Here is a 21,347-nt window from a genome sequence, read left to right on the forward strand (position 1 = left end):
AGTTCAATCCGCGTGGGGGGCGGCGTGCTCCGTCGCCCCCCACGCATACCGGAGGCGCCACACCATGTTCGACGCGCAGCAGATCACGGAGTGGGTTGTCGTGCAGATGGCGACCCACCTACAGTCAGTTCACATGCGCCTTTTCTGGGCGAGCGAGCCCGAGGCCAATCCGGCCTATAGCCTACAAGTGTGGCAGTCCCGTCAGTCAAGCCCGCTCCGCGAGGAGATCGGGCTGCTCTGCCGCGTGGCGAATGGCCAGCTGCTGCGCGAGATTGCCAGCGCGCAGCAGCTGGCCGAGATCGCCGACACGGTGCAGGGCGTTGTTGAGATTACGGCCGGCCCACCGCTGCTGAGCCAGTACACAATCGACGACGCATATTTTGCAACGCCGATTGGCGAGCTGGTGGCGATCGTCATGGCCTGGCAGCGCGGCGACGATCTCATCAGCTTTATGGACGCCGGCCGATTGCTGGTCGCGGCGGGCCTGACTTCGCACGCGCCAGGTGGGGTCGAGTCGCGTGAGATTGCGAAAGCGCTGGAGTCCCGTGTGCGCAGGATGGTCGAGCGCGGCGAACTCCAGCGCTATCGTAATCCCACGCCGGATGGGGCGACGCGTGGCGCGTGGGTACTCAGTCGCGTCGAGGTCGAGCGGCACATTGCTGCTCGGCTGGCGGAGCTGGGCGAGGATGACGGATGATGGGATGTCCGCAATGCGGGGCGGCCGTGCAGACGCGGCTCACGCTCTGCGCGCGCTGTCGCGTGGAGGGTTGGGAAGACGGCCCGCATCATCTGGATGGGGCCGCGCTGACGATGTACCTCGATCGCCAGCGCGGTGAACGACCCAAAATGCCGCAGGGCTGGTATCGGTGCGACGATGGGGCGGAGCGAGGTGCCGCTGGTCGCAGAACAAGCGGACAAGGTGGTACGAACGTACGATTCCAGCGGTGGTGGTTGGCGCTGGTTTCTGGCATAGCCGCCGCCATCGTGCGGCAGAAGGAGCACAATCATGGGGATCGTTTATTTCGTAGCGGTGGATGCCCCTCGTGGCGAGTGTCACGTCTTCGTTCTCGACTCTGAGCGATTAAATGACGATGGGATATGGCAGGATCTCGGCGATGTGGAGGGGCCATTCGCCTCGCAAGCAGACGCCGAGCAGCGTGAAGCGGAGCTTCGCGCGCATTTCGACAGTGTGCAGCTAATATAAATATGTAATGAGCTGCCGCCTGCGTAGGTGGCAGCGTTGTTAAAGATCAGCCGCCATCTGGGCGGCAGAAGGGAGCAAATCATGCAACTATTTCCTACGAAGGCCGAAGCCGAAGCAGAGCGCCGCACATATCGAAGCGGCGGGCTTGAGCCGATATGTGTGTCAGCGGCGCGAGCCGAATTCCTCGGTGTCCCCGAGGACTGGGACGCCGATGCGTGGGTGCTACTCTCCACGCTGGGGGGCAGCATGGCCCCTGGCGATAACAGGGGGCTCATTTCGCTACTGGGCTATCGCAATGCCCAGATCGAGGTGCGCCGCCGCCCCGGTCTGCCAGGCATTGATCTAAAACAGGCGATTATGCGGGCGCGCGAATATCGTTTCTAGTTTCTCCCGCCCCGCCCCGGCCTCACCCGTCGGGGCGCCCCTGTGCCACCGGTACACCCCCTCATGTGTGCCGTAGTACTTTAGCCCATGGAGGCAGGGGACTTGAACAAAACCCGACTTATGTACTATACTTCGTTCCAGGTTTTCGCCCGAATTGCCCTCTCAGGAGCCGATCATGACCGACCGTGTCCGCACCTCGATCGCCGCCGCAGCCCCGATGGTTGTCGCCGACAGTGGCGACGCCGAGCTGATCCAGCTCTGGATTGATAGCCATCGGAAGAGCGCGAAAACCCGTGCGCAGTATCGGCGCGTGGCCGATCGACTGTGCGCGTGGATGGCGGCGAACACGACGGCCCTGCCCCGGCTTACGCTGCGCGAGCTGCTCGATTTCGCCGAGACATTGGCGGACATGGCGCCGAACAGCCAGAAGGCGATCTTATCGGCGGTCAAAAGCCTGCTGACATTTGCGCAGAAGACCGGCTACTGCCAGTACAACGTCGGGGCCGCGCTCGAGGTGGCCAAGACCAAGAACACACTGGCCGCGCGGATCTTAAGCGAGGAGCAGGTGCTGCGCATGATCGCAGCCGAGCCTGACGTGCAGAAGCAGCTCATCATCCGCATGCTCTACGCGACCGGCGGCCGCGTGTCGGAGCTGTGTGGCCTAACCTGGCGCGACGCGGTCGCCAATGGCGACGCCGGCCAGCTCACCCTGCTGGGCAAGGGCGGGGTCACGCGCGTGGTGCTGCTGAGCCGCGCAACCTGGCAGGTGCTCAGCAGCAGTCGCCCGGCCGACGCCAGCCCTGACGCGCCGATCGTTCGGAGCCGCACCGGCAAACCGCTGGCGCGCTCGTGGATTTGGGGTGTCGTGAAGGCCGCCGCCGTGCGCGCAGGACTGCCCGACGGCGTCAGCCCCCACTGGATGCGCCACGCCCACATTAGCCATGCGCTCGATCGCGGCGCGCCGGCGCACCTGGTCAAAGCGACGGTGGGCCACGCGTCGCTTGAGACCACCAGCGCCTACGCGCACGCGCGGCCGAGCGACTCCAGCGCGCGCTATCTGCCGATCTAGGCTAGGCTCGTGGTGCGCCGACCTCGCGGATATGCAGCGGGGCGGCAGGGTCGGAGAGCTGCAGCGCGACCGCGGCATGCAGCGTGCGCTGCTGCGACTCCATCGCTAGACGCAGCTTAGCAACCTCAGTTGTCAGCGCTGTTATGGCGCGCGCCTGCGCGTCCAGCGTGGCATACAGCCGTGTTAGCTCAATGGCCTCAGGCAGGCGCGCTTCGAGCGCAAAGAGCCGGGTCAAGATCTCAATGGCGATCGGGATGGGGATGTCGTGCAATGGTAGGGCTGGGGTGTCGGGGTTCACTGGTGGCATGCCGCTCTCCTCTCGCGTGGCCTGCCACCAGTGTACCATGCGCCGCAAGCCAGTGCGCGCTGGGCGCGGCGCGTGACAGTGCCGTATCGTTTTGCTGCGCACAGGCGTTCTCTCTTGTGAAGATGGCCTCGCTACGCCCGGTCATAGCAGGTACTAGACGAAAAATGGTTTACAGTACTAGGAAAAGCCATTGCGTAGGGCGTGGTGGGTGTGATAGAATTCAGCGGTCAGATCACCATACCTCATCGCAGCGAACCACGCGCGATCGGCGTTCTCCACCCGAGAACTACGATCGCGTGTTTGTGTAGGTGGCTCCATGACAGACCCGGTCGAGCGGATCAATGAACTCAACGGGTACGGCTGGGGCCATGCGCGCTTCGAGCTGGGCGCGACCGGCGAGCTGCACGAGCTGGCGACCGTGATTACCGTCCGGCAGCTGCCCAACGAGCCGATCGCGCACTTCATTGCGCGCCTGACGGCGAACTATGGCATGCAGCGCGGTGACACGCTCGAGTTTATCAGCGCCGGCGGAAAGCTCGACATCGCGAAAATCACCAAGCTGCCGCGGTGCTAGACAGAGCGGGATGGAGCAGGGGTAGCTCGTCGGGCTCATAACCCGAAGGTCGACAGTTCGAGTCTGTCTCCCGCGACCAGTGCATCGCCGCTCAGACGGCGAGCCGGACAGTGTAACCGGCCCAACCTGACGGCGATCGGAGGATCGCAGACTCCCACCGCCGACCAATGCCCACAATGCGCGCGGGGCGCCTGTTTTTCGGTGATTGCGCTGGGCTGCGCGGGTGGCGCGATGATGGCACAAGCCGGAGCGCACTGACGGCAGAACACTCGCACATGGTTTGACCGCTTATACCGTCCGCAATCGCTGGGGCCGAGCCACGGTCGCGCCGTGGGGCAGGCGCCCGAACCCTGACAACTGAGATCCGTACCGACCAACGGGCGGGCTGATTCACCCCACGGGTGCATTGGCTCGCCCGTTTGTTGTGAGATCCGCGCCCAGCCGCACTCACGCCGCCCTGCTGCGGCCCTCCGGCACTATGCCGTACGTGCGTACCTGGGCGCGGTGGAGCATCCGCCATGGCGATCAGTCCGGAAGACGCGCTGCAGGTCGCGGCCGAGCAGCGGCGCCGCCTTGGCCAGCTGCGCCGGCGCGCGGCGCGCCAGGGCAGCGAGACTCCGCCGAGCGTCTTGGTCGAGATCGCCGAACTCGAGGCTGCGTTGGCGGACAAGGACGAGTCGCCGGATGTACCGCCGTGGAATCAGGACGAGGCCATGCCGCACGATCCCGTATCTCGCTATGAATTTGCGATGCTGGCCACGCAGGTCGCGCGGATCACGCAGGTGCTGATTCTCAGCACCATTGCGCTCGTGCTGAGCCTGACCTCTTTTTTACTGGTCATCTATCTCCTGGTGAGTCGATGATTCCGTACCGCGATCTGCGCCCGCACCTCGATCGTGCGGACTGGACAATCGGTCGGCGCGCGGGCGATCCGCATGGCGGCACGCTGCATTTCAATGGCCCGCCCGTGGCCGGCGCGGCCGACGTGGACGCATGCATTCGGCAGCTCCAGGCCGACGCGCGTTACCACATGCGGCCCAACGGGCTGCACGCCGATGGGATCCAATATACCTATGCGGCGCTGCCCGATGGGACGATCGCCATCCTGCGCGATGACCACGCCATGCTGTGGCACTGCGCAAATCACATCGGCAACATGCACCATGTAGCGATCCACATCCCGATCGGCGGCGCCCAGCAGCCGACGCCGGCGCAGTGGGCGGCCACTACCGCGCTGTTCGAGACGCTGATCAGCCGCTACGGCTGGGCCAGCCGCCACGCGATCAAGGGCCACCGCGAGTGGCCACGGAGCGACGGCAAGCCGCAGAAGAGCTGCCCCGGCCCGATCCTGACCCGCCTGCTCGAGCAGTGGCGCGGCGCGCTTGCGGGCGCGGCCACCTACCGCGTCGCGGCGGACGTGGCGCTGATTCGTGAAGGGGCGGGCCAGCAGTATCGGGTTGCGCTGCACGGCACCGCCCGGCTCCCGCGCGGAGCGATGGTCGTGGCCGACGCCATTGTCCATGGCACGCCGCCGGCTGGCTCCAGCGATCCGCGCTGGGTACACCTTGCAAGCCAGGTTGGCTTCATGCACATGAGTGTGCTGGAGGCGCCATGATCGATCGCCGTTACCGCGGCTGCGCCCAACACCGCCTGTGGTTCATCGGCGCGCAGTGCCCGGTGTGTCACCCGCTGCCGCCGAACCAGGACTGTCCGCACTGCGCGCGGCCCGCGCCGCAGGAACTGACCGGGCTTTCGGCGCGCCTGACCGTGCAATCCATGCTGGTGGATGTGCTGCTGCATGCCCTGCGCGTCCGCGAGCAGGAGATCCGTGCCCTGCGCGAGCGCGTGCAGGCGCTGGAGTGGGCCCATGGCGGATGAGGCCCCGATCTGCCAACCGATCCGCAACGCCGATCCTGATCTGCCCGGTGTGCCGCACCGCATCGACCGTTATCTGGCGGCAGGCCGGCGTGCTGATGCTCTGGTGCCGCGTGTGCGCGCGCGATGTGCGCTGGCGTGCGGTCTTTGCGCGCCGCCAGGAGGTGGTCGTTGACGCCGCTGCTCTGGCTCAGTGTCGCACTGCTCGCCGCTAATGCGCTGGTTGTATGGGCCTGCTTGGTCGTGTCGGCGCGTGCGGCGGCCGCCGATTCGCCCCCCGAGGAGGATGGATGAATCCCCAGAATCCCCGCACGGATCGCGCATGGCGCCACGCGCGTGCCGTCTATCTCTGGCGGTTGCGCCAGGTGCTGCGCACGATCCCGAAGGACGCGGACGGCGATCAATTGCTGCAGTGGCGGCTCTATGCCATGCGGATAGTCGCCATGCTCGGCGCCAAGCAGCTCGCCGGCGTCATCTGGCCGTGGCAGCCGCGCTACCGCGACGCCGGGCGGGGCACGCCCAGGCCGGGCCAGGCCCGCCGCCGGGCGCTGGCCGCGCAGCGGCCGCGCGGCCGGCGCACGCCGCGCGGCCGCGCGAGCAACCCGACCGCGCTCTGATGCGCCCGACGCCGCGCTGGCGCGACCCCGCGTGGTGGCTGCTCGCGCTCTACTTTCCGTTTTGGTTGGCGCTGCGCATCGCCGCACGCCTGACGACAAAGGACGCCTCATGACCCAGGAACAGGGCCACCTCGACGAGGCCGCCGCGCTGGCCGCCGCCGCCGGCATGCACGACGTTATTCGCTGGCGCGCCACATGGCGCGTTGACAAATACCACGGCGACTGGACTCCCGCGCAGATCGCGGCAGGTCTGGCCCCCGCGCCCTACGAGACGATCGTGCGCGAGGGCAATCTGCTGATGTACGGCGGCGTGTCGTGCCTGTGGCAGTGCCTGATCGGCAACGGCACCGGTACCGCCGGGCAGACGCTGACGTTCTTCAACAACGCGAACGCGACCATCGGGGTCGGCGACTCGACCACTGCGGCCGCCGCGACCCAGACCGACCTGCAGGCCGCGACCAACAAGCTGCGCAAGGCGCAGGACGCGACCTACCCGCAGCACACCGACGCGACCACGTCGGGCGCCGCCTCGATTGTGTTCAAAAGCACGTTCGGCAGCGCTGACGCCAACTTCGCATGGCAAGAGTGGGCGATTTTTAACGGCGCGGCCGGCGGGCGCATGCTCAACCGCAAGGTGGAGTCGCTGGGAACCAAGGCGAGCGGCACGACCTGGGCGCTCACGGTCACGCTGACCCTCGCCTAGCGGAGACCCGCCATGGCGATCGCCACGAGCGAGACCGTTTCCGGCACCGCGACCGCCGCGAACAGCGTGGCGACCGCGAGCTGGACACCCGCCGCAAATGATTGCATTCTGGTGTGGGTCGCCTGCCGCTCAGGAGTGACCGCCGCGTCGGTCGCGGGCAACGGCATCACCTTCGTGCAGGTGCTGAGCGACACCGAGTCGCCGCAGAACCAGTGTACGCTCTCGCTCTGGCGTGGTATGGCGGCCAGTCCATCGGCCGGCGCGATTACCGCCACGCTCTCGGGCACAGCCACCGCCGCCGTCATCCAAGCGCACCGTATCAGCGGCGCGGATACGAGCGGCGCCAATGGTGCAGGCGCGATCGGCGCCAGCGCCATCGCGAACACCGGGGCCAGCGACACGAGTACGCCGAGCGTCGCGCTTACGACCACGGCCCCGAACAGCCGGGTCTACGGCGGCGCGACCCACCGCACGCAGGCATACAGCACAGGAACCGGCGAGACGGCGATCGCGCTCAATGTGACGGCCGGCACGGCGGGCGATGTCACCTCGCTCTCGACCGAGTACCAGGACGTTGCGAGCGCGTCGAGTGTCACGATTGATGGCACGCTGGCATCCGCGATCGACTGGATTCAGGGCGCGGTCGAGGTGTTGGTGCTGGCGGTGGTCGCGAAGAGCGGCACCGACAGCGGCGCGCTGAGTGAGGCCGCCAGCCTGGGCGTGGCGCCCAGCGGCACCGACAGCGGCGCGCTGAGTGAGGCCGCCAGCCTGGGCGTGGCGCCCAGCCGCACCGATAGCGGCGCGCTGGCCGATGCGTCGAGTGTCACGGTCACGATTAGCGTGGTGGACGCCGGCAGCTTCAGCGACGCGGCGAGCGTGGCGGATCTCGGCACGCTGCTCCAGCGCACCGAAGCCGGCACCTTGAGCGACGCGGCCGCGCTCGCGGCCAGCGTTCCCGGCGCCGACAGCGGCGCCCTGAGTGACGCGGCAGCCCTGGCCGCCGCGCTCAGCCGCAGCGACAGCGGCACCTTGACCGAGGTGGCGATCATCGCCCAGGCCCGCGCCGACAGTGGCGCGCTCGCCGAAGCGGTCGCACTCGCGGCCGGACTCAGCCGCACCGACAGCGGCACGCTGAGCGAAGCCGCGCTGGTGATGCTGGTGATCGTGCTCTCACCGACCGCCGCGCTGACGCTGCACGTCCCCGCCGGTCGCCGCACGGCCAGTGTTCCGGCCGACCCGCTCCGCATGCGCGTCGCCCGCGAGGTTCGTGGCGCATGAGCGTGTTTCCGACCTATCCCAAAACCGCGACGGCGAAGCGCGACTATACCATCGACTGGGGCGCCGCCTATCCGGGCAATGCAATCGCCAGCGTAGCCTGGTCCGTACCTGCCGGACTGACGACGGTCGCGACAAGCTTCACGCCGAGTGCTGCGTCGATCCGGCTCGCGGGCGGCACGCTTGATCAGATCTATCTCGTGCGCTGCACGGTGACGTTGGCCGACGGCCAGATTGATCGGCAGTCCTTTCAGATCGCGATTGTGCCACGGATGACGGTGCTCAGCACGGTCAAAGATCCGGCCGCACTCATTGCATGCGCCATCAACGCCGATGCGCTGTTTGGGGAACCGATCAGCAGCTACGCGTGGTCTGCGTCCGGCTGCGCAATCAGTGGGTCGACCACCGCCGCAACCGTGCGCGTGACGGCGGGCGTGGCGGGCACGACCGCGTACGCCACCTGCCACCTGACGAGTGTGGGGGGGCAGGAAGACGACCGGACGATCGAACTCAGCATACAGGACTGCTAAATGCCCCACTCTGCGCGCGAGACCTATCCTGCGGAGCGCCCGGATGCGACGCTCGAGCCGACCGCCGCCGCTGTGCGGGCGTTTGGCCCACCCGGCCACACCGAGCTCTTGCTGCTCACGCCTTCACAGGTGCTCGCGCTGGTGGGCGGCAAGCTGATCGCCTACACAACGGGGCAGGGGGATACCCTGCTGCTGGCCTATGACGACTAGCGCCATCCTGCTGCTCCTCCTCCTGGGCGCAGCGGCATGCTACTGGCAGCACCAGACGCAGGCCGATCCGACCGTCACGCCCTGTCTGTACTGCGGCGATCTGGTATTGCATCTGCCGGGACTGCCGTATCGCTGCCCGAGCTGCCGCCACTGGTGGTGGATCGACTGATAGCGCGGAAATAGCGCAGGACACACGCGCGGATGGGCCGCAAATCAAGCATCAGTCCCGAGCAAGGCGCACAGCTTCTGGACGCCTACAAACGACTCGGCAACAAGAGCGCAGCGGCCCGCGAAATTGGCGTGTCCGAGGATGCCGCCCGGCGGTTTTTCGCGGATACACCCAAGGCCGCCGCGCCCGCGCTGGCAACCCAGCGGCGGATCGTGGAGGCCGCCGGCGCCAGCCTGTGGAATACCCACGTCGCGATGGAGCAGAACTACCAGCGGGCGCTCAAGCTCTACGCACAGCTCGAGCAGGGCATCCGGGAGGAAAAGCAGGGCAGCGACGGCCCGTATGTGACGCAAACCCCGATGAGCACGCACGTGGCAGCACTCCGGGAGATCCGCGAGCACATCAAGCTCTACGCCGATATTGCCAAAATGCTGGCCGATGTCGAAGAGGCGCGCACATTCCAGCGGGCCGTGATCGAGGCGATCCGTGAGGCAGACCCCGCCACAGCCCAGCGCATCATCGGCCGATTACGGGAACTCGGGGCGTTGGTACTCGCTCTTACAGGATCTGGAGGAACTGGCCCCGCCGGATGAGGCGCCGCTGAGCTTTCGCGCCTTCATCGCGCGCGTCAATCCTCGCTATCAGTTTTATCGCCACTGCGAGGAGCTGATCGCGGTATTGCAGCGCGTGGCAGACGACCTGCTTCTCCGCGTGATGGTTTTCGAGCCACCGCGCCACGGGAAATCCGAGCTGGTGTCGCGCCTGTTTCCCGCCTACTACCTGTATCGCCACGGCGAGCGCTTCGTCGGCATTGCAAGCTACGGCGCCGACCTGGCGTACACGCTGAGCCGCTCCGCGCGTGAGAACTATACGCGGGCCGGCGGGCAGCTGCACCCGGCCAGCCGCGCAGTCAAGCACTGGATGACTCGCGCGGGCGGCGGGCTGTGGGCCGCCGGCGTCGGGGGGCCGGCCACGGGCAAGGGATTCCATCTCGGCGTTATCGATGACCCGATCAAGGATGCCAAAGAGGCCGCCAGCGAGGCCAAGCGATCGGGGGATCGCGACTGGTATAGCTCGGTCTTCAGCACCCGCGAAGAGCCTGGCGGCGCCATCGTCGTCGTACAGACTCGCTGGCACGAGGGCGATCTAAGCGGCTACCTGCTCGACCTGGAGGCCGACGAACCCGAGCACTGGTATATCGTGAACCTGCCGGCAATCGCCGACGACACGCCGCGCACGTGGCCCGCGAGCTGCACACTGCATCCCGACTGGCGCGCCCCCGGCGAGGCGCTCTGCGCGGCGCGGTACCCGCTGGAGCGCCTGCAGAAGACCGCCACACGCATCGGCAGCTATTTCTTCGGGTCGCTGTTTCAGCAGTGGCCTCGGCCGCGTGACGGCGGCATGTTCGGCGCTGCTATCCCGATTGTCGATGGCGTGCCGGCCGGCGCCACGCGCATCCGCTATTGGGACAAGGCGGGCGCCGCGCCCGGCAAGGGCGACTACACGGCCGGCGTGCTGGTGGCCCACCTGCACGGCATCACCTACATCGAGGATGTGGTGCGCGGCCAGTGGCCAGCCGCCGTGCGCAACGCCCATATCCTGGAGACGGCCACGCTCGACCTGGTGCGTGGGCCGGTCACGCACTGGATCGAGCAGCCGCCCGGCCTGGCCAAAGAAGCGACCGACGCGGTGATTGCGCTGATGCAGGGCTTCGTGGTCTACGCCGACCCGGTCAAGGGCGACAAGATCAGCCGAGCGGAGCCGTTCGCAGCCCAGTGGCAGGCGGGCAACGTCCGGCTCGTGCGCGGTCTGTGGAACCGGGACTATCTCGATGAGCTGCGCGCCTTTCCGACCGGCGCACATGATGATCAGGTTGACGGATCGTCTGGCGGCTATAACAAGCTCACCGCCCCGCCGACCACTACGAGCAGCCCCGGCCGTATTGTCACGGCCGCAGAACTGGGACTCTAAATGTCGCTGATTGCGCGCCTCACGCGCCTCATCCGCCGCACCCAGGCAGGCCCCGTGGCCACCACGACGGCGGAGATGTCCACGCCCCCGCTGCCGACCACGGCGCTGACGGCGTTTCAGGTCGAGCGCGATCGAGCCAGCATCATCGGCCTGGTGCGGCGCATGCGCGACGAGGATCCGCGCGCGGATGGCGTGCTGAAAACCCTGGCGCGCGACGCCACGCGCGGGGGATTCAGCGTCAAGGTGCGGCGTGGCGTCGGCTCAGGCGCGGCCAGCCGCGAGGCCGCCGCGCTCATCGAGCGGCTCGGCCTGCTTGAGCTGATCACCGATTGGGTCGAGCTCACGCTCGGCGAGGGCGACTCGTTTTTGGAGATCACGGCCGATAGCGCGGGCGATATTGTCGCGGTGACGCGCAAGCCCACCTTGCAGCTGCATCGCGCGAGCGACGACCGCGACCAGTTTCCCGATCCGACCCGCGCCTACTGGTGGGCCGACGAGCTATGGAACGGCCAGTCAGCGCCCAAGGATGCGACCTGGTTCGCCGACTGGCAGATCATCCACGCGCGCTGGGCGCACGACACCGCCAGTCGCTACGGGCGGCCGCTGTTCGCCAGCGCACGCCAATCGTGGAAGCGCATCGCGGAGGGCGAGACCGATATCGCCATCCGGCGCAAGACGCGCGCGGGCATGAAATATGTCCACGAGTTTCCGCAGGGCACGAGTAGCGATCAGATCGAGTCCTACAAAGCGCTTAACAAGGACACGCTACGCAACCCAACGGCGGCCATCGCCGATTTCTTCGGCACCGTCAAGATCGCGGCCGTGCAGGGCGATGCGCGCCTCTCCGAGATTGACGATGTGGTGCATCACATCCGCACGTGGTGGGTGGCCAGCCCTGTGCCGATGTCCCTGCTGGGCTACGGGCAGGATCTCAATCGCGACGTGCTCGAGGAGCAGAAAGCGCAGTACGACCGCGCGCTGGATGCGCTGTGCGCCTGGATCGACACGACCATTATCCAGCCGCTGATCGAGCTGCAATGGCTGCTCAAAGGCATCTGGCCGCAGGCGCTGTCCTACACAATCGTCCGTCCAACGCGCAACCCGATTACTCCGGCCGCGCTCAAAGCCGCCGGCGAGGCAATCGCGGCGCTGCAGGCAACCAACCTCCTGACCGAGGCGCTGCTGCTCCAGCAGCTCGCACAACTGCTGCCCGGCCTCGACCCCGACGAGGCGCTCGCGCTGCTGCAGGCCGCGCGCGCGGCTGCGCGCTCAGGCGCCGACCCTGCACCGATAGGAGGAGCCTGATGGCGATCGACACCCGCCAGGATAGCGCGGGCATCGTGTCCGTATTGTGCGACGCGCACCACACCGCCGCATATTTGCGCCAGGCCGTCGAGGCGCGCGATGCCGCGCATGCAGACGCACTGCCGTTCGCCCGCACCGCTGTCGCCATAAAGGACACATCCAATGCCTAACCGCATCCCGAAAGGCCAGCCGCTGGACGAGCTGGTTAAAGGCTCGCTGACCTACGCGCTCGAGCGCGTGCGGGCTGCGTTCCGCAGCCAGTTTCGCAGCGAGGACGCCTACTGGAACTGGTACATCGTCGAGACCTTCAGCGACCACGTGATTGTGCTGGACGACCAGCTGCCGCCCGATGAGTTCTGGCGCGTGGACTACCAGGCCAGCGGCGCCAGCTATGTGTTTGCGGCGCGCGACGCCTGGGTGCTGGTCGAACTGGCCTACCAGTCGGCGACCGTCAACGAGCATCGTGCGGCGCGGAACGGCCGACAGATTCCGCTGGTCGAGAGTGTGAGCTGGCAGCCGCTGCAGCTGCATGAGGCCGTCGCAGGGAGGCCGCGCAAGATCACGGCGCGCGGCATGACCGCGGACACCATCAACGCCAACAACCGCCGGTACCCCAGCGCGGTGCTGGAGTCCGCCGTCGCCGAAGCCACACAGCTCGTGGCTGCTAAGCGGCTGCTGGCCGAGAGCAAACACCCGAACGACAAACCCGGCGGCGTGCCCGACTTTTTGGAGACGGTCATCCGCTGGGACGCGATCACCTTCGAGGGCGGCGAAGTCCTGCTCGAAGGAGAGATCATCCCGACCAAGGGCAAGGGCGAGAACGCGATCATCCTGATGGAGCATGGCGTCTATCCGCGCCTCTCGCAGCGCGCCCACGGCCTGGCTCAGGTCATTGAAGAAGGCGGCACGCGCTTCCTGGAGATTACCGAGCTGCACATCACCGGGTACGACCTGGTCATGGATCCCGGCGACCGCACCGCCGACACGCTCATGTTTGAGTCTCGCATACACCAGCCGGCGGCGCCGGCGCAAGGAGACCCCCCCATCATGGACAAACTCACGCTCGAATCGCTGCGCGCCGAGTACCCCGAGCTAGTGGCGCAGATCGAACAGGCTCACGATGCGCGCGAGCGCACCAAACTGGAGGAGGCGCTCCAGCGCAAGCAGGCCGAGGATGCGGCCGCCGCCAAGCTGATCGCCGACCGCGAGGCCAGCCTGCGCACGCAGCTGGGCCTGAGCGATACCGACGACCTGGCCGAGGCTATGCAGCGCAATCAGACCGAGCTGATCCGCCTGCAGGCCGCCGAGCAGGCGCGCCAGGTGGCCGCCTATATCGACCAGGAGTGCGGCCCGATCAAATACGCCGACGTGCTCAAAGTGCCGTTTATCGAGGCGGTCAAGGCAGCTGGCGCGAAGACGGTCGATGAGGCGAAGGCCGTCATCATCGCCAAGCGCGCCGAGTACGACAAGCTCCAGGCTGGCCTGGTGCTGGCCGCGCGCGGGCGCGGCGTGGAGATCCTGGGGCCGGTGCTCGAGCGGGATCGCGGCGTGCCTGAGTTCGCGCGTGTCGCGTTCGAACTGTCCGAGAGCCTGGTGCGCGGCGGGCACCTGCAGCCCCGCAACCTGGCCCAGCCGACGAATGTGAACGAGCGGTTCGCGGCGCAGTACCTCAGGAAATTCGATGAGGTCTACCAGCAGCGGCTGGCCGCCGAGGCGCGCGCCTTCCACGAGGCCGAGCAGGCAAGCGACCTGTCGCTGCCCTACTCGGTGATGCGCGCGGTCATCGCCGAGGCGCTGCCCGAGCTGGTCGCGCTCTCCGTGTTCGATGTGCAGATGGTCGACCCGGCGCCGACGACCAACATCTGGTTCGAGACCTACGCCGGCGAGTCGGGCGCGACCGCGAGTGTCGTGGATGAGGTGATCGTCGGCTCGCTCGTCGGCTGGACGCCGCTCGCCAACAAGCGCGTGCAGCCCGGCACCGTGGTGCTCACGAACAGCGGCGCGACCGTGACCTACGTGGAGGGCACCGACTATGTGGTCGATTACCTAAACGGCCGGGTGATGGCGCTGGCCACCATTACCGAGGGCCAGTCGCTCAAGATCGACTACACGTATGATGCGATCCGGCGCGGCGAGCTGGCGGCCATCAAGCGCGGCAAGAATTCGCTCACCTCCATGGCGTTAACTATCGGCGCCGATCGGCTGGCGGCCGAGATCTCGAACGAGGCGGTCGTGTTCAGCCGCGCGGCGCTGAGCTATGATGTGCGCTCGCGCCTGCTCATGCGCCTCATCCGCCAGATCCAGAACAAGATCGACGGCGGGCTGTTCTATCTGGCCTTGGCGGCCGCGCTGCGCGTGCCCAGCAACTCCGGCGGCACATGGACGGCGGCCACTGACGCGGTGAGCGAGCTGGTCAAGAAGATCGGCGTGGCGAAGACCAAGATCGCGAACCGCAACTACGACCCGACCGCCGTGCTCATGTCGAAGACCAACAGCGACCGCCTGTCGAACTCCGACATCTTCACTGCCGCTGGCGCGCGCCCCGACGCCGACCTGACCAGCGCTGGCTATGTCGGCCGCGTGAAGTCGCTGCCGGTGTTCGATACGACCAACTTCACCGACGGCTACATCCTGGTTGCGAACCGGGAGATCGTGATGCATCGCATCGCGCAGCCGATGGCGCTGAAGGGGCCGTTCCCTAGCTACAGCGCGGGCGAGTTGCTGGCCGCTGAGCAGTACTACGTCGAGGAGTTCAACGGCTCCGAGACGCCGGTGATCCAGAAAGCCAGCCTCGTCAAGGTCGCCTAGTCCGCCGCGTCGGGCGTGATGCCACGGGCGGCATCACGCCCAGCCCCGTGTCCACAATTGTAGACAATCCCCGCAGAGGTGCCCATGCGTGTGCAGTACATTGGCCCCGGCGAGGCCATTTTAGCCGGGCAGTATATCCAGTCAGGCGAAGTGCGCGACGTGAGCGCACCGCAGCTTGCGGCAGCGCAGATCGATCATCCGACCGGCTTTATGGTGCTCGACGCGCCCACGCCCGCGCCGCCCGCCGCCGATGCCACCACTCCCCCGGTGGTCGATCGCCCCGAGCCAGGCGGCGCCGCGATGGTGCCGCCTGGCGACGAGTCCGCGGTCTCCGCAGACTCCCTGACCACTGATTCAGCCCCGCCTGCCGACCCCGATCGCCCTGTCCCGTCGCAGCCGGCCCCGCGCCGGCGCTAGTCCCGGATCGCCGTCATGGCCACGATCGTCATTCCCGCCACCATCCACACGCCCGACGGCGATGCGGCATGGGCCCATGCGCCGGTGACGGTGCGACTGCCGGCCGCCTTTGTGACGGCGGCAACGGTCTACCCGGCCACCACGTGGACGGAGCTGACCGACGCCAACGGCGCCCTCACGCTGACCCTGCCGGTGCCCGACACTGGCGATGGCCGTGTGATCTACCTGATCACCCTGCCGGACGGGACACACCATCGTCTTGCGCTGGCCGCAGCGGATGACGGCATCGACCTGGCCGACCTCATCGCCAGCGCGACCGCGCCAGCCAGCGCGTGGGCAACGCTTGGGAGTTTGATCGCGACCCACGAGGCCGCATCCGATCCCCACCCGCAATACCAGACTCAAGCCGAAAGCGATGCGCGCTACTGGCCACTCGCGACCGACCTGGCGACCCAGGTCGAGCTAGACGCCGAAGCAGCCGCCCGCAGTAGTGCCGACGGTGCCCACGCCGCGCTCACCACGAGCGCGCACGGCGGCATCGTAGCCTCGACCGATCCGCGCCTGAGTGATCCGCGCTCGCCAACCGCGCACGCGAGCAGCCACGCAGCGGCCGGGAGCGACGCGCTGACGCTCGCACAGAGTCAGGTAACTGGCCTGGTGAGCGACCTGGCGGCCAAGGCGCCGCTGGCTAGTCCAGCGTTCACAGGTGCCCCAACCGCGCCGACCGCAATCATTACCGACAACTCGACCCGGATCGCCACGACCGCGTTTGTCGCTGCTGCGATCGCCGCACTGATCAATAGCTCGCCGGCCGCGCTCGACACGCTGAACGAGCTGGCCGCTGCGCTCGGCAACGATCCGGCGTTTTCGGTAACGATTGCCGCCGCGCTCGGCAACCGGCTGCGCTTCGATGTCGCGCAGAGCCTGAGCGGCGGGCAGAAGACCCAGCTTCAAAGCAATGCCGGCCTGCTGATCGGCACCGATGTGCAGGCGTGGGACGCCGAGCTGGCGGCGCTGGCCGGGCTGGTGTCAGCCGCGAACAAGTTTGCCTACTTTACCGGGCCGGGCACCGCGAGTCTGGCCGATCTGACCGCATTCGCACGCACGCTGCTCGACGACACATCCCAGGCCGAGGCGCTGGCGACCCTGGGGACGAACCCAAGCCCGGCCCTGACCGAGTACACCACCACTACCATTGACACCCTGCCGGCCGGATTTACGCTCGTGTATTGGGACATCTATGGTACCAGCGGTGGTGGCGGCTCAGGCCGTCGTGGCGCGAGTGGCACGAATCGTTATGGCGGTGGTGGCGGCGGTGGTGGCGCACACACGAGAACGCCATTCTTTCGCATTGCCGATCTCGGTGGGCCTGGCACCAGCGTGACGCAAACAATTGGCGCGGGCGGCGTGGGTGGCGCGGCCGTCACGACCGATAACACGGATGGCAATCCGGGTGGGGCCGGCGGTGTCACATCCGTCAGTATCGCCGGAAAGATCACTGCCTATGCCAGCGCCGGCAATGGTGGTGGTGGTGGTACTGCAGTCAGTGGCAATGCCGGTGGTGGCAGCACGGGCGGGATGTTTACGGGCAGCACTGCCGGTGCTGGTGCCGCCAGCATTGGAGGCAACGGAAACGGCTCGAACGCTGCTGGCGGTGGTGGCGGCGGCGGCGGCGGGTTGAATGCGACCGATACCAATGCTGCTGGTGGCATGGGTGCCATGGGTGGTACTGCCGGTGGCGAAGGCGCAAGCAGCACTCCCGCCACCGCCGGTGCGGCAGGCGGTGGAAATGGCTCATCCATGCCATCAGCCCGAACCGCCGCACCGCTCCCTGTCTCAGCAGGCGGTGGCGGCGGCAGCAACAACGCCGGGCCGGGCGGGGCTGGGGGCAACGGCGGGCGGGGCAATGGCGGCGGTGGCGGCGGGGCAAGTCAAAACGGCGCCAACTCGGGCAAGGGCGGCGACGGCGGGCCGGGATACATCCGGCGCTATGTCATGTAAGAGGACGTGATGCCACGCTACGCAATCATCCTGAATGGAACGGTCGAGAATATCATCGTTGCCGATGACGCGCCGACGATGCCCAGACGCACGGTGGTGGCGCTCGGCGTCGGCCAGGCAGTCTCGCCGGGCGACAGCTACAACGGCTCCATATTCTCGCCGCGCGTGCTCGACGCAAACGAGCTAGAGCGCCGTGAGGCGCCCGATGTGCTGCGCAAGGCGTTGGTCACGCTTGCGGCATGGCAAGATGACGCACTTTCAGCAGCCGAGCTAGGCGCACTCACGGCCGCGCAGCGCATTGCCCGCCAGGCCCAGAGTGAGCAGCGCATTGCTCTGCTTGCCCGCGCAGTGCGGCGCATGCTCATACTCCAGGAGGCCGCATGATCAGCCGCGCAGCGCTGATAGCCCAGCTCCAGAGCGAGATTCCCACGCTCGGCGACATTCCGTCTGCGGCGCAGGCCGGCCAGGCGATTGATGACGCGGTGCGCGATCTGGGCGTGGCCCTGCCACAGACGATCGTGACCACGCTCACGATCGAGGCGGGCATCGGGAGCTACGCGCTGCCCGCCGATTTCGTGCGGCTCATCGATCTGCGCAGCCCCGCGACCGCTGGGGGCGATATGCTGATCACCGACGATGGGATCATCCCGCTCAGCAGCCGCATCAGCGAGCAGGTCACCACCGCGCGCGGCCAGCTCACCATCAGCCCAACCCCCGCATACCGCGCCGAACGCGCGCTGTGGTATGCGGCCAGCGACCCGCTCGATGGAGACGGCGACACCTTCAGCACGCTGGATGCCAGCCGCGCACAGATCGCCATGCACCGCGCCCGCGCGATTGTGCTCGGCTGGCAGGCCGCGCGCGCCGCGCAAGACGCATGGCTGTCCGAGCTTGGCCCTGAAAAGGTCGATAAAACCAAGCAGGCTGAGGCCCTCCAGAAGGCGGCGGCGGCGGCGGCGACCCAGTTCGCCCACGCGACGCGGGACGCGGCCGGCCCCTACGGGAGCCGGAGCTAATGCCAGCGATGAGTGCCAGCGACCGCGCGCGGCGCGCCGATGATCTCGCGCCGATGATCACCACGGCGCCCGTGCTGACAACCATCAGCCGCACGCTGCGCACGAGCCGCATGCAGACCGGCGCGACGACCCCCATCGCCGCCGACGAGCCCATGCAGATCTGGCCGTCGAGCGGGGACACCGTCCCGCCCGAGCTGCGTACGATTGCCGCCGTCGGCGGCGTGCGCATTGACGCGTACGCCTTTGCCCGCCACACGACGGATGTCCACATTGGCTACACGATCACGACCCCAACCACGCGCTACAAGGTTGTTGGCCTCGGGCGCTGGACGGCCTGCGTGGCGCTGGCCTTAGCCGAGCTGGTGGCGCAATGAGCGGACTCAAGGTCGAGATTGCGCACCTGCCCGAGGTGCAGCACGCGCTGCATGATGCCGCGGCCCGCCTGGCGCCGGCGTTTGTGCAGGCCGCTGGCGTGGCGCGCCGCCTGCTCGTGGCCGAGCTGACCAAATATCCCGCGCCGCTGCCCGGCAGCACCTACGTGCGCACATTCCGGCTCCGGCGCGGCTGGGAGCGCGCCAGCGGCATTACCGGCGGGGGCGGCTTCCAGCTCATCAACGCGGTGCCGTACGCGCCTGCTGTGCAGGGCGATGCCCAGCGCCCTGGATTCCGTGGGCGCTGGGAGCCGGCGAGCCGCATCGCCTACCGGCTGCAGGAAGAGGTCATGGCAGCCTACGAAGACGCCGTGCAGGAAGCGCTGTCGTGACGGCCACGCCCGCGATGCGCGCGCAACCCGAGGTATCCCACGATGAGCATTGATTGCGGCGCCCTGCGCCACCGATTCGCCGCGCTGCTCCGCACCTATGTGCCAGCGGCGGCCCTCGTGTTCGACGCGGAGCCGGGCGACCTCACCGACGCCAGCCCGGTGCTGGTGGTCGATCGGGGCAATCGCGCCCGGCCACGCCTGACACTCCGTGGCGGACAGACCGCCGTGCTGCTGTATGTTGACTGCTACATCACGGTGGCGACCGGCGACCCCGGCTACACGGCGGCCGACCAGGCCGATGCGCGCGATGCGGTTGCGCAGCAGATCGACACCTTCGTCGATACGCACCAGACCGACAGCCTTGGCGGCTGGGAGGCGATCGACCAGGGCGAGAGCAGCATCGAGCTGGGCATCTTCAACGACGACGGCATCTCGCGCTTCCGCGAGCGGGTGCCACTCACCATCACGCTGTTTGGCTAATCGCGCCCGGCGCACCGGGCCTATCCCGTGGAGGCAGCATGGCCACCGTCCCCCTGACCCCGCAGACCAAGAGCTACGCCGGGCTGACCCCGACCTTCACGCCCGCCGGCGGTATTGGCGCCGGCAACGGCTTTGTGTTCGACAACCCGGATGGCAAGAGCGACTTTCGCATCAAAAACGCGAGCGCCTCACCGGTCATCGCGACGATTAAGGCGCGCGGCAGTGTCGGCGGCGTCGCGCTCGCCGACCAGACCGTCTCTATCCCGGCCACCACCGGCGATGTCACGATCGGCAACCTCGATCCGGCCGCGTTCGGCAGCCAGGTCACGGTCGAGGTGTCGGCATCCGCCTCGGTCACCGCTGCGGTGCTGCGCTAATGCCGCGCCGCGCCTCCGCACCGGCCGATGCGCCGGCAAACACGGCCACCGTGGCACCGCCTGCCGACGCGGATGCCATGGCCATACCGCCCAACGCGCCGCGCATGCTGCGCGTGCTGGAATGGCTAGAGACTCCATCGGGGGGCTTCTGGCCCCCAGACACAATCATCCCGATGGACGCGCTCGGGCCTGAGTCGATCAGCATCCTGATGGAGCGCCAGATCGTGATGGTCGCCCTCAGCCCCGCACAGATCGCCGATCTGCCCCTCGACGCACAGTAGCGCCCGGAGTGCGCGTGACGTGCGCGCCCCACAACCGATAGGAGAGGTTCCATGGCCCAGACCACCAGTGGCAAAAGCGCCCGCAACGCGGTCGTTGAGTTTTCGATCAACGGGTCGAGCTGGACTGACTGCTCCGGCGTCGCCAACACGATCAAGTGGGACGGTGGCGAGCGCGCCACCGGCAACACCAACACCCTCGACGGCGATACGCCCGTGCATACGCGCGGCAAGCGCGGCGAGAGCACCGTGCAGCTCAACGCGATCTACACCGAGAACGGGGGGGATGTCGTGCGCATCGCCCACGCCGCATGGAAAAACGGCACCGACTTCTATCTGCGCTTTGCCCCGCTCGGGGCGCTCACCGGCAATATCCGCTACACCTCGACCGCCGGCACCGTGAAGAATCCGGTCGTGCCGACCGAGATCGACGCCGGCTCGGGCGACGCGCTCGCGGTCGAGATCGCGCTCGAATGCGCCGACATCGTCGATGCCGCCATCCCGTAGGCGCCCCGCGTCAGGGCGCCGGGAACCCGCCCGGCGCCGGGCGCTCACCATAGCGGGCCGTGTGTGATGCATCGTGCCCGGCCCGCCCCGATCCGTCATCATTCAGCAGCATCAGGAGGTTCCCCATGCCCCGTCCGAAAAAGCTTGTCGCCGCCGCCCCGGCCCCCATCCCTGCCACCACCGCCCCGACGATCGCCTTCACCTGCGACTGGTCGAAGCTGCGCACACCCGACCTGCTGCTGTTTCAGGAGCTGGCGCGGCTTGAGCAGATGAGCGAGACCGAGAAGAACACGCTGACCCTCAAGATCGCGCCGCTGCTCGACCGCGTGATTATCGGCGGCATGCCCGATCTGCCGATGGATCGGTACGGCGACCTGATCACGGCGTTCTTCGCCCAGATGCAGGCGCGGGCCAACACAAAAAACTAAGGGCGGCGCTCTGGTTGCACTACTGGACCGCCGGCCCCATGCCCCCCGAAGCGCTCGATACCGAGCTGTGCGCGCGGTA

The 21,347-nt window shown here is 67.6% G+C and carries 30 protein-coding genes and 1 tRNA gene; 30 read left to right on the forward strand and 1 reads right to left on the reverse strand.

Annotated elements, in window-relative coordinates; translation table 11 throughout:
* The first annotated feature begins 64 nt into the window (after positions 1-64).
* From IPK75_17730 to IPK75_17745, 4 genes are all read left to right on the forward strand, one after another.
* The gene (locus IPK75_17730; protein ID MBK8200190.1) at positions 65-697 is read left to right on the forward strand and encodes a hypothetical protein; all 633 of its coding nucleotides are present in this window, start codon (positions 65-67) and stop codon (positions 695-697) included.
* A gap of 309 nt (positions 698-1,006) precedes the next feature.
* Positions 1,007-1,204, forward strand: coding sequence for a hypothetical protein (locus IPK75_17735; protein ID MBK8200191.1), 198 nt, complete (start codon positions 1,007-1,009; stop codon positions 1,202-1,204).
* Positions 1,205-1,285: 81 nt separating this feature from the next.
* Positions 1,286-1,588, forward strand: coding sequence for a hypothetical protein (locus IPK75_17740; GenBank protein MBK8200192.1), 303 nt, complete (start codon positions 1,286-1,288; stop codon positions 1,586-1,588).
* A gap of 175 nt (positions 1,589-1,763) precedes the next feature.
* Positions 1,764-2,657, forward strand: coding sequence for a tyrosine-type recombinase/integrase (locus IPK75_17745; GenBank protein MBK8200193.1), 894 nt, complete (start codon positions 1,764-1,766; stop codon positions 2,655-2,657).
* Between the two features lies 1 nt (position 2,658).
* Here the strand turns inward: IPK75_17745 and IPK75_17750 are convergent, their stop codons facing one another.
* Positions 2,659-2,964, reverse strand: a complete 306-nt coding sequence (locus IPK75_17750; protein MBK8200194.1) for a hypothetical protein — start codon at positions 2,962-2,964, stop codon at positions 2,659-2,661.
* Positions 2,965-3,280: 316 nt separating this feature from the next.
* On the opposite strand from IPK75_17750, the gene IPK75_17755 reads away from it, so the two are divergent.
* The 26 genes from IPK75_17755 (at position 3,281) to IPK75_17880 (ending at position 21,268) form a co-directional block, all read left to right on the forward strand.
* On the forward strand, positions 3,281-3,538 hold the full coding sequence (locus IPK75_17755) for a hypothetical protein (protein ID MBK8200195.1): 258 nt from the start codon (positions 3,281-3,283) through the stop codon (positions 3,536-3,538).
* Positions 3,539-3,542: 4 nt separating this feature from the next.
* Positions 3,543-3,617: transfer RNA gene (locus tag IPK75_17760), tRNA-Met, on the forward strand.
* Between the two features lie 439 nt (positions 3,618-4,056).
* Positions 4,057-4,401 carry a hypothetical protein gene (locus tag IPK75_17765; protein MBK8200196.1) on the forward strand — a complete coding sequence of 115 codons (345 nt, stop codon included), beginning with the start codon at positions 4,057-4,059 and terminating at the stop codon, positions 4,399-4,401.
* A complete protein-coding gene (locus tag IPK75_17770; protein ID MBK8200197.1) occupies positions 4,398-5,153 on the forward strand; it encodes an N-acetylmuramoyl-L-alanine amidase in 756 nt (251 codons plus the stop codon). Before IPK75_17765 ends, IPK75_17770 begins: the two co-directional genes overlap by 4 nt.
* A complete protein-coding gene (locus tag IPK75_17775) occupies positions 5,150-5,416 on the forward strand; it encodes a hypothetical protein (GenBank protein MBK8200198.1) in 267 nt (88 codons plus the stop codon). The genes IPK75_17770 and IPK75_17775 overlap by 4 nt, the downstream gene beginning before the upstream one ends.
* A gap of 287 nt (positions 5,417-5,703) precedes the next feature.
* Positions 5,704-6,030 carry a hypothetical protein gene (locus IPK75_17780; protein MBK8200199.1) on the forward strand — a complete coding sequence of 109 codons (327 nt, stop codon included), beginning with the start codon at positions 5,704-5,706 and terminating at the stop codon, positions 6,028-6,030.
* Between the two features lie 109 nt (positions 6,031-6,139).
* Positions 6,140-6,733, forward strand: a complete 594-nt coding sequence (locus IPK75_17785; protein MBK8200200.1) for a hypothetical protein — start codon at positions 6,140-6,142, stop codon at positions 6,731-6,733.
* A gap of 12 nt (positions 6,734-6,745) precedes the next feature.
* Positions 6,746-8,011, forward strand: coding sequence for a hypothetical protein (locus IPK75_17790; GenBank protein MBK8200201.1), 1,266 nt, complete (start codon positions 6,746-6,748; stop codon positions 8,009-8,011).
* Positions 8,008-8,538 (forward strand): hypothetical protein, encoded by a 531-nt coding sequence (locus IPK75_17795; protein MBK8200202.1) that lies wholly within the window; start codon positions 8,008-8,010, stop codon positions 8,536-8,538. The genes IPK75_17790 and IPK75_17795 overlap by 4 nt, the downstream gene beginning before the upstream one ends.
* The gene (locus IPK75_17800) at positions 8,539-8,748 is read left to right on the forward strand and encodes a hypothetical protein (GenBank protein MBK8200203.1); all 210 of its coding nucleotides are present in this window, start codon (positions 8,539-8,541) and stop codon (positions 8,746-8,748) included.
* Between the two features lie 201 nt (positions 8,749-8,949).
* Positions 8,950-9,510 (forward strand): hypothetical protein, encoded by a 561-nt coding sequence (locus IPK75_17805; protein MBK8200204.1) that lies wholly within the window; start codon positions 8,950-8,952, stop codon positions 9,508-9,510.
* On the forward strand, positions 9,404-10,888 hold the full coding sequence (gene terL / locus IPK75_17810; GenBank protein MBK8200205.1) for a phage terminase large subunit: 1,485 nt from the start codon (positions 9,404-9,406) through the stop codon (positions 10,886-10,888). The genes IPK75_17805 and terL overlap by 107 nt, the downstream gene beginning before the upstream one ends.
* Positions 10,889-12,193 carry a hypothetical protein gene (locus IPK75_17815; protein MBK8200206.1) on the forward strand — a complete coding sequence of 435 codons (1,305 nt, stop codon included), beginning with the start codon at positions 10,889-10,891 and terminating at the stop codon, positions 12,191-12,193.
* Positions 12,193-12,363, forward strand: a complete 171-nt coding sequence (locus IPK75_17820; protein ID MBK8200207.1) for a hypothetical protein — start codon at positions 12,193-12,195, stop codon at positions 12,361-12,363. The genes IPK75_17815 and IPK75_17820 overlap by 1 nt, the downstream gene beginning before the upstream one ends.
* Positions 12,356-15,001: a hypothetical protein gene (locus IPK75_17825; protein MBK8200208.1), complete on the forward strand. Its 2,646-nt coding sequence runs from the start codon at positions 12,356-12,358 to the stop codon at positions 14,999-15,001. Before IPK75_17820 ends, IPK75_17825 begins: the two co-directional genes overlap by 8 nt.
* A gap of 84 nt (positions 15,002-15,085) precedes the next feature.
* On the forward strand, positions 15,086-15,418 hold the full coding sequence (locus IPK75_17830) for a hypothetical protein (GenBank protein MBK8200209.1): 333 nt from the start codon (positions 15,086-15,088) through the stop codon (positions 15,416-15,418).
* 15 nt (positions 15,419-15,433) lie between these two features.
* Positions 15,434-17,419, forward strand: coding sequence for a hypothetical protein (locus IPK75_17835; protein MBK8200210.1), 1,986 nt, complete (start codon positions 15,434-15,436; stop codon positions 17,417-17,419).
* Between the two features lie 9 nt (positions 17,420-17,428).
* Positions 17,429-17,803, forward strand: coding sequence for a hypothetical protein (locus tag IPK75_17840; protein ID MBK8200211.1), 375 nt, complete (start codon positions 17,429-17,431; stop codon positions 17,801-17,803).
* Positions 17,800-18,435 (forward strand): hypothetical protein, encoded by a 636-nt coding sequence (locus IPK75_17845; GenBank protein MBK8200212.1) that lies wholly within the window; start codon positions 17,800-17,802, stop codon positions 18,433-18,435. Before IPK75_17840 ends, IPK75_17845 begins: the two co-directional genes overlap by 4 nt.
* Positions 18,435-18,809, forward strand: coding sequence for a hypothetical protein (locus IPK75_17850; protein MBK8200213.1), 375 nt, complete (start codon positions 18,435-18,437; stop codon positions 18,807-18,809). Before IPK75_17845 ends, IPK75_17850 begins: the two co-directional genes overlap by 1 nt.
* Positions 18,806-19,198 (forward strand): hypothetical protein, encoded by a 393-nt coding sequence (locus tag IPK75_17855; GenBank protein MBK8200214.1) that lies wholly within the window; start codon positions 18,806-18,808, stop codon positions 19,196-19,198. Before IPK75_17850 ends, IPK75_17855 begins: the two co-directional genes overlap by 4 nt.
* Before the next feature lie 42 nt (positions 19,199-19,240).
* Entirely contained in the window at positions 19,241-19,678 is a 438-nt protein-coding gene (locus IPK75_17860) for a hypothetical protein (GenBank protein ID MBK8200215.1), read from the forward strand.
* Between the two features lie 38 nt (positions 19,679-19,716).
* A complete protein-coding gene (locus tag IPK75_17865; GenBank protein MBK8200216.1) occupies positions 19,717-20,055 on the forward strand; it encodes a hypothetical protein in 339 nt (112 codons plus the stop codon).
* Positions 20,056-20,105: 50 nt separating this feature from the next.
* A complete protein-coding gene (locus tag IPK75_17870) occupies positions 20,106-20,336 on the forward strand; it encodes a hypothetical protein (protein ID MBK8200217.1) in 231 nt (76 codons plus the stop codon).
* Positions 20,337-20,387: 51 nt separating this feature from the next.
* Complete coding sequence (locus IPK75_17875) at positions 20,388-20,840, forward strand: hypothetical protein (GenBank protein ID MBK8200218.1); 453 nt, start codon at positions 20,388-20,390, stop codon at positions 20,838-20,840.
* A gap of 125 nt (positions 20,841-20,965) precedes the next feature.
* Positions 20,966-21,268, forward strand: a complete 303-nt coding sequence (locus tag IPK75_17880) for a hypothetical protein (GenBank protein ID MBK8200219.1) — start codon at positions 20,966-20,968, stop codon at positions 21,266-21,268.
* The last annotated feature ends 79 nt before the right edge of the window (positions 21,269-21,347 follow it).

It is taken from the genome of Acidobacteriota bacterium, from assembly GCA_016712445.1.
In the GTDB taxonomy this organism is placed as follows: Bacteria; Pseudomonadota; Alphaproteobacteria; order Caulobacterales; family Hyphomonadaceae; genus Hyphomonas.